A 14,901-nucleotide genomic window follows, 5' to 3' on the forward strand; every position below is an offset into this window, starting at 1 on the left:
TATCACCTTTTCTTTATCATTAATTTGCGGTTTGTATGGCTAGTTCTTTTCTGATATCGGCTATTTCAACATCGTCTACGTCAATCACTTGCAAGTCTTCAGGTACTATGACAATTCCATCATAGACCTTCTTTGATTCTTGATAGATTTCATTCACATCGATACCCGGAAGAAAATGGGTCAAGACTAGTTTTTTCACATTTGCCTCACGCGCTGTATCTGCCGCTTGCTCCGGCGTACAATGTTCTTTTTGTAGGTTTTCCCATACCTTTTTTAATTCCGGCCTTGGCGAATGGTTATACATGGAAGTCGTTGTTAGACAACTATCGTGAACTAAAATATCCGCTCCTTGAGATAGCTCGACTAGCCGTTGCGAAGGAGCCGTATCCCCAGAAATGACGACAGCTTTGTCTCCCATTTGAAAACGGTAAGCAAAGGTTGGAACGTTATGAATCATAGAGGCAGCTGTTACTTCAGCCGGTAACTCACAAGGAATAGCCTGCGATGGATCTACCTCGACAATCGTGACATCTAAAATCCCTTCCGGAGGAAACCCTAATGAGGTCCTGTATTTGATATCATTTTTAAACATCTCTAAAACCAAATTATGAAGTTCTTTCGTTCCCGGAGGACCTACTACCGTTAACTTCTTCCGTCCACTTCCCCAACCGGCTACTAAAAAGTGACCGTACCCATAGACATGGTCTGCATGTAAATGCGTTAAAAATAGGTAATTGATTTCGGAAAGTGAAATCTTTGCCTTCATTAATTGATTGACTACACCATCTCCACAATCAATTAAAATGGGTGTGCCGTCGATCATTAAAACTTGAGACGGACCAGAACGGTCTAAATCTGGCCGTGGACTCCCTGTCCCCAACATAACAACTGATATACTCATTTAAAACACCCTTCCTTATTATCATTTTGGATTTAAATAGATAAATATCCTCTTTATACATTTATATAAATCTATTTATATTCATTTTGAACATAAATAGTCAAAAAAAATGGGACATCAGAATTTCTTCGTTTATCAGACAACCCTAAAATTCCGACTTTTCAAACCAAAAGGATAAATGCATTTTCATTGTAACGCAGCACTCAATATGTTTCAACACTTTTATAATTTTAAATTCATAGATATCTAATCATGGAGATAGCCACTAGCGTTACACAATGATAAAATGATCATTTTTGTGCAATGCTAATGGATCTAATCCAGCTATCCACTATTTTATGAATAAAGGGCAACCCCAACCAATCCGGAAAGTAAAATGACATAGACTGGATTCCAATGCAATTTCAGAAGAGCAAATAATGATAATCCAAATGTTACGAGTAAGCTGATGGTTTTCCATGAAACTTCCAAGCTCAGTAAATGACTGGATAAGGCAAAACTGATCGCCGCATAGATCACTAAACTTGTAACAATCGGTCTTAATCCATAAAACATCGATTGAACCACCGAATTATGATGCAATTTGATAAAGAAAGTCCCTACAACTATGACAAGTATAATGGCCGGTAGCAAGATTCCCAGCGCCGCGATCACTGCCCCGGTGACACCAGCTGTCGAATAGCCAACAAGAATCGCGCTATTTGCTGCGATTGGACCTGGCGACATGCCCGCAATGGCAATTGTATCCGTAAATTGTTGCGCCGTCATCCACCCATGTTGGGAAACTTCATTTTCGATGACAGGAATCATCGCATAGCCCCCGCCAAAAGAGACGAAGCCAATAACAAAGAAAGTGCTAAACAACTCCCACAGTACCACCCTGTTCACCTCTCTTTCAGTTGAAAATATAAGCGGCTATATGCCTGCGCCCATGAAGTATTCAAGCTTATCTTTATCGTCCTTTTCCGCCTTCCTCTCCCGTTCTATTTTGTACCCTAACTTCATTTTAATTGAGATCGTGATGATCCCGGTTACAGCGCCCACGCCAATGGCAATAATCGGGTGAATGAAGAATAAGGCAGGAATCCCGATCACCATCATGCCAAATGTGGATTTGTCGACAATAGCATTTTTGGCAATTTTAATGGCCGCATAAACGATGATGGCGACTATCGAAACTCTGATCGATATGAAAGCTGCTTCAACCTTGGGGTTATCCTGTATGAAAAAGTACAAGACACCCAGAATGAGAACAATAAAAAAAGTAGGTAATGACACACCCAGCATTGCTGCAATAGCGCCCCTTACCCCACCTATTCGTTGACCGATAAAAGTGGCGGAGTTAATCGCAACGGCTCCCGGTACAGATTGGGATAACGCGAACACATCCGTAACATCTTCACTTTTCAACCATCCCCTCTTCTCTACCACTTCTTTTTCAATAAGCGGTACCATCGCAAACCCACCACCGAACGTGACAGGACTGATCTTAAAAAAAGTCCAAAAAAGTTGGAATAGAATTTTCCATCCCTTCATGATTTCTCCTTCTTTCATTTTATCTAAAGTTGGTTTGTTCATATAATAACTTCTCTTTAACGTTATCAAATAAAGAAGGAAAGGTAAATTGCAATAACTGTATCGGATATAACAAAAGTGTATACCTAGTGAATAGATTTGTTTTCTAGATATTCCCGTAAAATCAGTCATTGTGTCTTCATATGTAGGGTTGTTCACTTTCTCGAAAACGTTGATTACTTCGAGCATAGAGTTTACAACTTCTGTAAGAACGTTGTCTTCTTCTATGGTAACTTCTCCAATTATCAAAATGCCCCTTAAGTTTTTAATCAACTTAAGGGGCACCTTATCAAATCCACTATTTTCATTAATACTCGTTTAAGGCTGCTTTGCCTTTGACAATCGTAACGCCATTACTTGTCCCAATTCTAGACACGCCAAGGGCGATAAACTTTTCCGCATCCTCAATGGTACGGATGCCTCCTGATGCTTTTACTTTGACTGTTTCACCCGATACATCTTTCATGATTTGGACAGCTTTTTCCGTTGCACCGCCACTTCCAAATCCGGTGGATGTTTTCACATAGTCAATATTGCATTCTCTTGCAATCATCGATACTTTCGATATTTCGGAATCCGTTAAATAACAGACTTCCAAAATCACTTTAATAATAAGCTCCGGGTGCTTGCTCTTCATTTTCAAGAAGTGGTTCATTTCCTCTTTTATCGCTTGATAATCGCCGTTTTTCACATCACTCACATTGATGACATAATCGATTTCTGTTGCCCCATCCTGCACGGCCTGTTCCATCTCGAATACTTTAACCGCCGTTTTATTGGCACCTAACGGAAATCCGACAACTGTACAGACTTTCACTTCTGTATCTTTCAACAATTCCTTACAATACGCGACGTAATGCGGATTCACACAAACTGTTGCAAATCTATTCTCTGCTGCTTCTTTACATAGCTCTTCAATCTGTTCCTTTGTGGCATCAGCCTTTAACAATGTATGATCAATATAGGATGAAATTGACATCTTCAGGTCCTCCTTCATTTTACCTCAGCAAAGTTTTTTGAGTCGTCTAGATAATCCGCAACATTTGATTCGTCGATCAATCCAGTAGCTGCATTCATGACTTTTTCTACTTCTTCACCATTTCCTACTTTAATCGCTGTTTGGATAGCAAGTTGACCAAGGGAAATTGGATCATTGATAACTGTCGCTTGAAATGAACCTTCTTCTATTTTCTTCACCGCTTCCATTAGTCCATCGATTCCGACAACTTGTACATGATCGAGTTTCCCTTGTTGGCCGAGTACTTGAATTGCGCCTAACGCCATATCATCATTATGCGCGTAAACGAGATTTACATCTGGATGGGCTTGCAGTAAATCCTGCATGGAGGAAACCGCTTTTGCCCGGATATAGTCATTGTAAGGACCTTCGATAATTTTAATGCCAGCCGCTTTCCCTACGATTTCATGGAAACCATCGTGACGGGCTTTCATGACAGTGCCCCCTGCATCGCCCTGCAACTCAATAATTTTTCCTGTCGCTGATGGACCACCTAGAAGCTCAAGTGCCTTTTCGCCTGCGATACGACCCATTTCTTCATTATCACGTCCGATATACGAAACAACTTCTTCTTTCGTTGCACGGTCTACTGTGATGACAGGAATTCCGGCAGCTTCTGCCGCTTTTAAAGCGGGCGCTACCGCTGACGGATTCACAGGGTTAATCAGAAGAATATCGATCTTTTTAGTGATGAGTGATTGGACGTCCGTGTTTTGTTTTTCAATGTTGTTTTGCGCATCCACGACAATCAGTTCAATGCCTTGTGCTTCGGCTTCAGCCTTTGCCCCATCAACTAATGATGTGTAAAATGGAGATTCAAGCGTGACTTGTGAAAAACCGATTACTAATGGCTTCTTCTCCCCATCAGTAGCAGTATCTCCATTCCCCGAAGATTTTTCTTCTCCACAAGCCGTTAGCAAGATTGCCATAATAATTGTTAACAAGCCGATTAGCCATTTCTTCTTCATATCTGAAATCCCCCTATTTTTTGTGTGTAATATATTGGTTCATAATTAAAGCCAAGACGATAATGAAGCCCATAAAGATGGACTGGTAGTAGGACGATAACCCGAGTAAGTTAAAGATGTTGATAATCATACTCATAATCAGCACCCCGATAAACGTCCCCCCAACGCCGCCTTTACCACCAGCGAGGCTTGTCCCACCTAAGACGACCGCTGCAATGACATCTAATTCGAGCCCACTCCCAGCTGTCGGTTGCCCAACAGTGAGCCAAGCACTCATCAAGATTCCCGCAACCCCGGCCAATGTTCCACATATGACAAAACACCAAGTGACATATTTCTTTACTGGAATACCTGAAAGTCGTGATGATTCTTCATTACCACCGACTGCGTAAATCTTTCTCCCGAAAGTCGTATATTTCAAAACGACGATGGCAATGATCGTTAAAACAATCCAAATGACCGCCGTAAGTGGAACCTTTCCAAACACATTCCCACCGAGAGCCGTAAAGCTATCGGGAAGATCATAAACCGGTTCTCCATTTGTCGTTAGCAATGCAAAGCCCCTTGCACTGACCATCATCGCCAATGTCGCGATGAAAGCTGGCACTTTAAATTTCGTGGAGATGAATCCGTTTACAAAACCTAGAAACGCTCCGACTAGCAATGTCAGAACTACGGCTAAAACGGGATTCATCCCTGTGCTGAGCAAGATCGATACGAGCATGCCGGTTAAAGCCAATATGGCTCCAACAGATAGGTCAATCCCCGCCACCAGGATAACGAAAGTCATCCCGATACTCACAATGCCAACGAAAGAAGATTGTTGAAGAAGGTTTAGTATATTTTGTACAGATAGAAATTGATCTGATAGCAGGCTACCGATTAAAATAAACCCTAGAAAGATGAAAAACAGATTATATTTCTTTAAAATAGATTTCACGGATGGAAAACTTTTTTCCGATTCTTGATAGGTTTCTATTTTTGCGGTCATGATTTGCCCTCCTTACTGATTATCCTGACACAGCGATGTTCATAATATCGTTTTTACTTTCCGCTGGTTGTGTGAACTCTTTGATAAGCTTCCCTTCAAACATAATCAAAACCCGGTCACAAACGGTCAGTAACTCTTCAATCTCGGATGTTGCCATAATAATACTGGTCCCTTGATGCGCGATTTCCTTCATGATGCTGTAAATCTCATCTTTTGCCCCGATATCGATACCTTGCGTCGGTTCATCGAATAGCAGAAGTTTCGAGTTATGGATCAGCCATTTTGCAATAATTACTTTTTGCTGATTTCCTCCGCTCAACGTGCCCATTTTTACCTGCATGCTACTCGCTTTAATATTTAGTTTTCGAATGGCTTCTTGCATAGCCGTTTTCATTTTTTTCGACTTTACGAAACTCCGCTTAGAGTAAGAATGAAGAGATGGTAACATGGCATTATCTAAAATGGATAATTCTAGATTCGCCCCTTCAGTCTTTCTATTTTCCGGCACGAGCCCCATTCCTAATTCCACCGCTTGACTCGGGGAAGTGATATTTTTCTTCGCCCCGTCCATGAATAGCTCTCCTGCTTTTCTAGCATCCGCGCCGTAAATGGCTCTTAACAATTCAGTTCGCCCAGATCCGACTAAGCCGTACAAGCCTACAATCTCACCTTTACCAACTGCAAAAGATACATTATGAATCTTATCATTCGTGAAGCCTTCTACACGTAAAAACTCTTCTCTAGATGATACCTTGTAAACCTTTTCTTCCTTCTCAATTGAGCGACCTGTTATATGATGGATTAATTCAGGTTGTTTCAGGTTTGCCAAGCTATCTGTAATAATCCATTGTCCGTTCCTTAAGACCGTTACCCGATCACCGACAGCATATAGCTCATCAAGCTTATGAGAAATGTAAACAATTGTATAACCTTGTTTTTTCAGTAGGTCGATCACTTTATACAATTTCGTGACTTCCTCACTCGATAGCGCCGTAGAAGGTTCGTCCATCACAATGATTTTGCATTCGGATCGGATCGCCTTTGCAATTTCGACCATTTGTTTCACTCCCATACTTGCATCGGAAGTGCGCATAGAGGGCGAGACAGATAGGCCGAGTAGCTCGAATAATTTCTTCGTTTCCTCATGGATCCGCCTCCAGTTGACAAATCCGCCTTGCGGTTTCAAATAATTACCGAGAAAGATATTTTCCGCGAGACTCAATTCTTCGACAAGTGACAGCTCCTGATGAATCGTAGAAATCCCTAACGCCATACTATCGAAAGGATTCTTTATCGTTACAGGCTGGCCTTCTAACAAAATCTCTCCTTCATCTTTTGTATAAACGCCTGCCAGAACTTTCATTAAAGTCGATTTACCAGCTCCATTTGCACCAATGAGACAATGCACTTCCCCTTTTTCGAGCGAAAAATCCACATTTTGAAGGGCCTTCACGCCTGGGAATGATTTAGAAATCCTTTTCATTTCAAGAATATGATTCACTGTAGGCTACCCCTTTCTTCAGCGTTTCCATAATTGGGAATAACGTTTGATTCAACTCCAAATAGATGTCAAAAAGTGCGTCGTATTTCGCTTGCACTTCCTTATTCGGTGTATACGTTTTCTGCATTTCGACCATTGAGGAGGACGCTTCGATTAAACATGGATAGTTACCAAGGCCAAATGAAGCGACAATAGCGGCTCCCTTTGAACCCGTTTCCACATCTTTTGGTATTGAAATCGGGACACCGGTGACATCGCTAATAATTTGCATCCATGAATCATTGTTGGTCCCGCCGCCCCCTGCAATGATCCGCTTTACGGGTATAGAGGACTGTTTGAATGTGCGAATTACATTTCGTGTACCGAATGCAATAGCTTCTAGTATCGCCCGATAGATATGATATTTGTTATGAGAAAGCGTCATTCCGACGAATGCACCTGTTGCATACGGCGTTTTGAAAGGAGTCCGATGCCCTTTCCAACTATCCAATACAAGCAGCCCTTCACTTCCCGGCCCTATTTTCTGAATTTCGTTTTCCAGTTCCCGATAGACAGCTGCTTTGTCTTCACACTGTCCATAAAATTCATTGAGAAACCAAGAGATGATGGACCCGCACGATAGTTGACCTCCCTCAAGAAGCCAATGCTCTTCGACAAGTGGTGAATCATAAGGTCCCCATAACGCGTCATTAAAAATCGGCCGCTTATGATGCATTAAATGGACAAAACTCGTGCCCGTCATCATATTGAGATTTCCTGGCTCAAGTGCTCCCGCGCCAATCATCCCAATATGCGCATCGATCCCACCTTGGAAAACGGGTATGCCTGTTTTTAATCCTAAAGAACGAGCAGCATCCTGTGATACATATCCGACCAAATCGCCGACACGTAGCACTTTCGAAGGCCAATGTGTTGTAATGCCCTCAAGACCGATTTCTTTAAAAAATGGATCGGAAAAACCACCAAGCTGTTCTACATAGCCCCATTTACATGTAGCGTTACACTTGGATGCCACCAGTTCGCCAGTCAATCGATAGTTCATCCAATCGATTTGCTCCATAATTCTTTTCCCCGACAAGTTATGGTTCTTTTTCAACCATAACGACTTCGTCAGCATCCATTCAATCGATGTTTTCTCACCCGAGTAGCGTAGCCTTTCCTTTACAGCAACATGCTCATTTCGATTGATTTCATCTTCCTCACTGATGGAGCGTTGATCCATCCAGCATTGTGCCAAGCCGATTGGTTGCATCCATTCGTCTGTTAACAATACCGTCGAAGAAGTCGCACAAAAAGTGATGCCTTTAATCCGTTCCATATCGATCGATTGGGAAACGGATTGCATAGAGGTCTGTAATGCACTCCACCAGTCATTCGGATCCTGCTCAGAGTAACCATCATTTCGGTTATAGGTAGGATAGGAAGCGCTCGCACGACCAAGACACTTACCATCCGTACTGTAAACCCCTACCTTCAACGATTGAGTTCCCAAATCAATTCCGAGTACATAATCTGTCAGCATAGTTAATCACCTGGGTAGATCATAATTTTGTTGAAGAGCAATTCTTTATTTTTTATCTTTTCAAATGCCTGTGGCGTCTCTTCCAATGAAAATCGGTGAGAGATAATTTCTTGGGTTTTGATTTTCCCTTGCGCCATGCATTCAATGGCATAGGTCCATTCTTTACCTGGAAATGGATCGGAAAAAGAATTCCACGAACCGTGGACCCCAATTTCATACCTTAGTAGACGATCCACTGTTTTGGCAGAAAGTGTGAGTGGCTGATTGGAAATACCAAGGAATACAACTCGTCCCATTTTCCCCGCAATTGAAACAGCTTGCTCTTGTGCAATGGCGGAGCCTGAAGTATCCAGTACAACCGAGACATCCGTACCCGCTAATACTTCACCGAGATTTTCAGTCATTGAATTGATCACGCGGTCCGCACCCAGTTTTTTAGCAACTTGAAGTTTTTCATCAAAAATATCAACTGCAATCACTTCTTTCGCTCCCATTTCTCGGGCGAATTGTATTGCGAATAACCCAATTGCACCGAGTCCGATGACAACTGCCACGTCCCCTTTTTTCAAATCTCCCCGCCAAAGACCATGAATGGCATTTGCAGCCGGATCAATCATCGCTCCGGCATCGTATGAGATCGTATCATCTATTTTTAAAATATTTTCTTTTCCTACTTTTATATAGTTTGCCATCGCTCCATCGGTTCTTGAGCCATAATAGTTGTAGGATTCGCACAGACCATATTTCCCTTGTTCGCAATATTGGCATTTCTTACAAGGAACTAATGGTGCAATGGTTACCCGATCACCTACAGCCCATTCCGTAGCATCGGACCCACACTCCACAATTTGACCAGCAAACTCATGTCCAAGTGTCAAGCCTTTATAGTAAGCTCCTTTGACTAATGCCCGTGGAATATCCGACCCGCAAACCCCCACCGCTTTCACTTCAATAAGTACTTCATCAGGCGAAATCGTGGGTATCCCTATATCTTCTACCTGTAAATTCCCCGGTTCATATAATTTGACTGCTTTCATCATATATCCACATCTCCTTCTTACAAATTTCCTTTGCCAATTCCTCATCGATGAAAAGTGTATCTACATAACCTCCGTTGAGGGCCCCTATCACACTATCGGCCTTCTCTTTTCCAGCAGCTAGTGCAATCGAATAGTCTTTGTTTCGTAATTTCTCCAATTCCAGTCCAATCGTCCGTTGATTTAAATGCTGATCGACAACCTCTCCCGTCACAGAAAAGTATCTTGAACAAATATCTCCCACGGCCTTTTTTTGTATCAATTCTTCATAAGCGTCTCCTTTGAAATAACCGCCTTTGTAAAGAACCGATTCATACGAAACATTACCGATCCCAAATAAAGCGATATTACATTGACTCCCCAATTCCAGCGCCTGCTCAATACTTGAATCCGTCATAATAGCCTCGGCGATTATTTGGGAGTCCACGATGGAAGGAACCGGCAAATGATAATGCTCAGCCATGAAAGCTCGTGAAAATTTTTCAAGCAAAGCGACGGAACCTGTAGAATAAGTACTTTTTGCAACTCCACCGTTCAATTGGACAATTTTCATGTTTGGTAACATCTTTTTCTTTAGATAGGGAACCACATGACCTAGCGAAGTACCCCAGGAAACACCCAATATGGAATCGTTTTCACAAATCTCATCCAAATACGCTGCGACCGCTTTCCCTACGTCATTTAAAACAAGCTTCGGTTCATTTAAATAGACAGGCGCCACAAAGACCTTTTTCAATTTATAGTTTTCTTTAATTTGATTTTCCAATTTTTGAACAGAACTCAGTGTATATTGAATGTCCACTTTTATAATACCTGCTTTAAATGCCGCATCTATAATCCGGCTAATTGTCGCCCTGGAATAATTCAATTTTTCAGCAATTTCTTTTTGTGTAAGATTCATTTCATAATAAAGTTTCGCAACTTTAATCATTTCTACTTGGGAATACATTTCGTCCTCCTCGTATGAAATTTTGTTCACCTTAGTAAATTATGTTCTACAGTTAGTATAATCTAAATTTTTCAACTGGAAAGCGTTTTCTCAATGATTGAACAAAATTTCAATTGTTCTTGAATCTCATACAATTTCAAAATGCCTTCTTAGTAAGTGAAAAGGTAAACAAACAGATTGATAGTGTTCGTTTCATATAACACGTTGTCTTCTTCTATGGAAACTCCTACAAAATTCCCCATTAATCTTACATTTTGTTTTCAATTGTGTTACATTGCGCTCAAATGCGGCAATTAGGGTATACAATAGCAGCAAATTCTTTTTCACGAGGTGCTTATGCATGACGAAGAAACGGTTAACGTGGGTGGATGTAACAAAAGGGTTTTTAATGATTCTTGTCGTGATCGGGCATTATCCGGGGGAGTTGGATTTTCCGCTTGCGAAGTATATTTATTGGTTTCATATGCCTGCTTTTTTCATTTTGAGTGGGTTGTTTTTTAAACCGGTTGTGGAGAAAGGGCTGATGAAAGCGGCGATCCATAAGCGCTTTATGCAGCTGATTGTCCCTTATCTGTTTTTCCTTGTCAGTATTACGCTGATTCGTTATGGGATGGAAATCGGCTCCGGGAATTTGGATATATCGTGGTATTTGAATGATTTATGGGCACTTGCAGTGGGTGGACGTTTTATCCGCGGGGCGTATGGAGTGTTCTGGTTTGTAACGACGTTGTTCTTTACTTATCTGTTTTTCTTATGGTTGACCAAAACATTCAACCGCAGGAAACAGTTTGTTCTGTTAGCGATTTTCTATTTGATTGCGCATTTCGAAAGCATTGTGGCGATGCATGTCATTGGCGGAAAGCCCTCAGAGGCTGCTCAGTCGATTCCGATGTTGTGGAATCTCGATGTGGCGCTGATGGCGGTCGTCTATTTTGCGGTCGGTTATTATTTGAAAGATATGTGGATGAACGTGACGAAACGATGGTTGGTTGCGGGATTGGTTGTCAGCATGACCGCCATTTTACTGGATAGCATGGGCGTCATCGACTACCGATTAAGCATGAAATTTTTGCGCTACGACCATTTCATACTGGACTTGGCCATTCCGCTTTCATTCACCATCGTATTGGTCGGCCTCTTCCAGCGCTTCACTACCCGTACGTCGCTTAGCTGGCTACAAAAAGTCGAACAGCACTCGCTGTCCATCATGTACTTGCATATTCTCATGGACAAATTGCTGAACGACTATTTTACGTACGGCCTTATCGGGTACACAGCAATTGGCGTGTTCATCCCGATCATCGTTTCCATTCTGATCAAACATTTGCTGCCGAATGGAAAACTATTGCTCGGTGGATTTTCGCCGAAGAAGGAAACAAACCCAATGCCAACTTAAGAGATGTCTTCGGCAACATACCGAAGACATCTTATCACTGATTATAAGCTTCGCATTCTTTATTACTGCAAATAATAGTTAGCTAATTCACACTTACTGCATCGATTATTTAAAACTATCATAAAACCCTAATGCACTATCACTTAAATTCATCTGGATTACTTTCGTTTCTAGGTATTCGTTTAATGCATCTTTTCCTAGGTCTCTACCAAATCCACTTTGATTGAAACCTCCCCAAGGAAGCTGATTATTGACGCTATGATATTTATTAATCCACACTGTTCCTGAGCGTATATGTTTAGACATGCGCATAGCCCGTGAAAAGCCTTTAGTAAAGACAGCTCCAGCCAATCCAAATTTGGTACTATTTGCCAAACAAATAGCTTCAGCTTCGTCTTTAAATGTTTGTATCGTGAGGACCGGGCCAAACACTTCTTCTTGAACAATTTCTATTTGGTTATCCTCAACAGAAAAAATGGTCGGCTCTATAAAATATCCTTTATCCAAAGACACCTTATTAATTCGATTTCCTCCTGTTAACAGCACTGCGCCATCTTCCTTAGCTCTTTCGATCATCGCAAGTACCTTATGCATATGTTGAATAGAAGATACGGGGCCCATTTGCACACCAGTATCTAGCCCATTCCCTACAACTATTTTTTGCGTGTGTTTCACTAGTAGTGAAGTTAACTCAAACGCAATAGACTCATGTACAATCAACCTTGATCCAGCAGAGCAAATTTGACCTGCCCCTAAGAAGATGGCGAATAAAATATATTCTGCTGTTTTTTCTAAATCTGTATCCGGGAAAACAACAATCGGTGATTTCCCACCTAATTCCAATGTAACTTTTTTCATCGTTCGAAGTGCGTTTGTCATGACTTTTTTTCCTGTCTCTGTTCCACCTGTAAAAGATACTTTATCTACCTCATGATGAGACGTCATGATATCTCCAATCACTTGTCCAGAGCCTAACACCAAGTTGCAGACGCCTTTTGGCAGTTGCACTTTTTCGATTATTTCAAACAGCTTTATAGCGGTTAAAGGTGTAATTTCGGCTGGTTTGAAAACAGCAACATTCCCCGCTGCTAAGCATGGTGCAAGTTTCCATGCCGCCATTTGTAATGGAAAGTTCCATGGAACGATTAATGCGCATACACCCACTGCTTGTTTTACAACTATACTATCCAATGACGAATCAAATGTTTCTCCAAACGCTGTTCTCGTAAGACCCGCGTAATATCGAAATGCATCAGCTGCCGTTTCTACATCCGAAATGGCTTCTCCAAGTGGCTTTCCATTATTTAATGTCTCTAACTGAGCGAGTTCTTCTTTACTTCTTTCAATTTCATCTGCAATTTTATATAAAAACATAGCTCGTTCTTCAGGTCTTAATTGAGACCATATACCTGAATCAAACGTTCTTCTTGCAGTTTCAATTGCTGCTTCTGCATCCTCAGCTGTAGCTTCAGTTACAATCTTGATAACTTCTCCATTTGCAGGGTTCATAATTTCACGGGTCCCATTGCCTCTTGCAAGTATCCATTCACCATTTACATACATCTTTCCGATTTCCATTTGAAACCTCACCCTCTATTTTTCTTGATATCGAACGCATAGATAAACTCATCCATTCTTGGCTTAAATATCCACTCTTCATTTAACCCATAGAGATCAAATTGTTGAAATAGTGGAATCCAAGGTAATTCATCTCTAAAAATAGAAAGTGCTTCACTATATAACTCTTGACGTGTAGTCGGATCTAAAATCTTACTCGCTTCGATCGCGATTTCTTCCATTCTATCATGTGAAAAATGCGTCGGATTCCATGCTCTAGGGTGAATAAAAGCATTCCGATAAACTTCATCAGGATCAAATGTGAAATTGCCCCAACCGACATAGTACATTTGATCATATTGGTGGTTTCTAAACCTTCCGATAAACTCCTCCCAAGGCCTTACATCAACTTCCAGATCTATTCCCACTTCTTTTAGTTGATCCCTCATTTTAAAACAGATTTCTTTATCTTGTGTAAAACGGCCATCCGGGACCTCGACTTTAACGGATACTCCCTCTTCGAATCCTGCTTCTTTTAATAACTGTCTTGATTTTTCCGGGTTGTATTCGATCGGTTTTTGATTTTCATCGACTCCAAATGCCTGTGGATAAACGGGACCTGCTAAAGGATAACCACAGCCTACTAATTCTTCTTCGATTATTGTTTTCATATCGATCCCATGACTAATCGCATGTCGTAACTTTTTATTACTAAGTATTTCATGGTGAGTATTTATTCCCATGTAGATGATTCCCACACTTGGTGTTCCTGCGACTGTAACCCCTTCTTCTTTTTCAACAGCTTCTTTATCAAGTGGAGGAAAATTCGCTGCAACATCATATATTTTATTTTTAATGCCTTCTACCCGATCTACTCCATGGGGTACAGCGTGAAACTCCAAAAACTCCATGTCTGCTTTTCCTAAAAAGTAGTTATCATTTCTTTCTAAATAAACTTTCCCCTCTTCTCGCTTCCAATTTTGCATTTTAAAAGGACCCGTTCCACTTGGTGAAACTGAAAACTTGGCTTCGCCAACTTCATTAAAATAAGACTCGGAAATAATCATCAGCCCTGCCAGTTGTGCTAATAAATTCGGATCCGGACGATGTAAATGAACCTTCACTTGATCGTCACTTAAAACATCAACAGACACCATTGAGTTAAATCGGCCTGCCGGTGGGAAAATATCACTCATTTTCGGATCAACCATTCGCTCGATTGAAAACTTCACATCTGAAGCTGTAAATTTATTCCCATGATGATAATAAACATCGTCCCGTAAATTAAAAATTACTTCCCTATCATTTACATACTCCCAAGACGTCGCGAGATGAGGTTGAATATTCATCTCACTATCTCTTCTTACAAGTGAGTCGTATACCTGAAGTAAAATATTCGCGGTCGTCGTCTCTGAATGTGCAAATGGATCCATCGTAGAAGCATCGGTCCCTTGAGCAATTCTTACTGTTAAATTGTTAGTCATCA

General features: G+C 41.2%; 13 protein-coding genes. 1 reads left to right on the forward strand and 12 read right to left on the reverse strand.

Going from position 1 to position 14,901, the window contains the following annotated elements; all coding sequences use genetic code 11:
• Window positions 1–19 precede the first annotated feature (19 nt).
• From ACFPRA_RS09105 to ACFPRA_RS09150, 10 genes are all read right to left on the reverse strand, one after another.
• On the reverse strand, window positions 20–901 hold the full coding sequence (locus ACFPRA_RS09105) for an MBL fold metallo-hydrolase (protein WP_381433047.1): 882 nt from the start codon (window positions 899–901) through the stop codon (window positions 20–22).
• Between the two features lie 336 nt (window positions 902–1,237).
• Window positions 1,238–1,780: a chromate transporter gene (locus ACFPRA_RS09110; protein WP_381433050.1), complete on the reverse strand. Its 543-nt coding sequence runs from the start codon at window positions 1,778–1,780 to the stop codon at window positions 1,238–1,240.
• Between the two features lie 36 nt (window positions 1,781–1,816).
• On the reverse strand, window positions 1,817–2,479 hold the full coding sequence (locus ACFPRA_RS09115; protein ID WP_381433053.1) for a chromate transporter: 663 nt from the start codon (window positions 2,477–2,479) through the stop codon (window positions 1,817–1,819).
• A gap of 304 nt (window positions 2,480–2,783) precedes the next feature.
• Window positions 2,784–3,455 carry a deoxyribose-phosphate aldolase gene (gene deoC, locus ACFPRA_RS09120; RefSeq protein WP_381433055.1) on the reverse strand — a complete coding sequence of 224 codons (672 nt, stop codon included), beginning with the start codon at window positions 3,453–3,455 and terminating at the stop codon, window positions 2,784–2,786.
• A 14-nt stretch (window positions 3,456–3,469) separates the two neighbouring features.
• A complete protein-coding gene (locus ACFPRA_RS09125; protein WP_381433058.1) occupies window positions 3,470–4,462 on the reverse strand; it encodes a substrate-binding domain-containing protein in 993 nt (330 codons plus the stop codon).
• Window positions 4,463–4,475: 13 nt separating this feature from the next.
• A complete protein-coding gene (locus ACFPRA_RS09130) occupies window positions 4,476–5,453 on the reverse strand; it encodes an ABC transporter permease (protein WP_381433062.1) in 978 nt (325 codons plus the stop codon).
• A 19-nt stretch (window positions 5,454–5,472) separates the two neighbouring features.
• Window positions 5,473–6,954: a sugar ABC transporter ATP-binding protein gene (locus ACFPRA_RS09135; protein ID WP_381433065.1), complete on the reverse strand. Its 1,482-nt coding sequence runs from the start codon at window positions 6,952–6,954 to the stop codon at window positions 5,473–5,475.
• Window positions 6,938–8,476, reverse strand: a complete 1,539-nt coding sequence (locus ACFPRA_RS09140; RefSeq protein WP_381433068.1) for an FGGY-family carbohydrate kinase — start codon at window positions 8,474–8,476, stop codon at window positions 6,938–6,940. Before ACFPRA_RS09140 ends, ACFPRA_RS09135 begins: the two co-directional genes overlap by 17 nt.
• Before the next feature lie 2 nt (window positions 8,477–8,478).
• A complete protein-coding gene (locus ACFPRA_RS09145; protein WP_381433071.1) occupies window positions 8,479–9,516 on the reverse strand; it encodes a galactitol-1-phosphate 5-dehydrogenase in 1,038 nt (345 codons plus the stop codon).
• Window positions 9,491–10,462, reverse strand: a complete 972-nt coding sequence (locus tag ACFPRA_RS09150) for a sugar-binding transcriptional regulator (protein ID WP_381433074.1) — start codon at window positions 10,460–10,462, stop codon at window positions 9,491–9,493. Before ACFPRA_RS09150 ends, ACFPRA_RS09145 begins: the two co-directional genes overlap by 26 nt.
• A gap of 340 nt (window positions 10,463–10,802) precedes the next feature.
• On the opposite strand from ACFPRA_RS09150, the gene ACFPRA_RS09155 reads away from it, so the two are divergent.
• Window positions 10,803–11,858 carry an acyltransferase family protein gene (locus tag ACFPRA_RS09155; RefSeq protein ID WP_381433077.1) on the forward strand — a complete coding sequence of 352 codons (1,056 nt, stop codon included), beginning with the start codon at window positions 10,803–10,805 and terminating at the stop codon, window positions 11,856–11,858.
• A gap of 105 nt (window positions 11,859–11,963) precedes the next feature.
• Here the strand turns inward: ACFPRA_RS09155 and ACFPRA_RS09160 are convergent, their stop codons facing one another.
• Together ACFPRA_RS09160 and ACFPRA_RS09165 are read right to left on the reverse strand one after the other, a co-directional pair.
• A complete protein-coding gene (locus ACFPRA_RS09160) occupies window positions 11,964–13,436 on the reverse strand; it encodes an aldehyde dehydrogenase family protein (RefSeq protein ID WP_381433080.1) in 1,473 nt (490 codons plus the stop codon).
• Window positions 13,437–13,444: 8 nt separating this feature from the next.
• Window positions 13,445–14,899, reverse strand: coding sequence for an ABC transporter substrate-binding protein (locus tag ACFPRA_RS09165; protein WP_381433083.1), 1,455 nt, complete (start codon window positions 14,897–14,899; stop codon window positions 13,445–13,447).
• Window positions 14,900–14,901: the final 2 nt, after the last annotated feature.

The organism is Sporosarcina soli (assembly GCF_042655805.1).
In the GTDB taxonomy this organism is placed as follows: Bacteria; Bacillota; Bacilli; order Bacillales_A; family Planococcaceae; genus Sporosarcina; species Sporosarcina soli.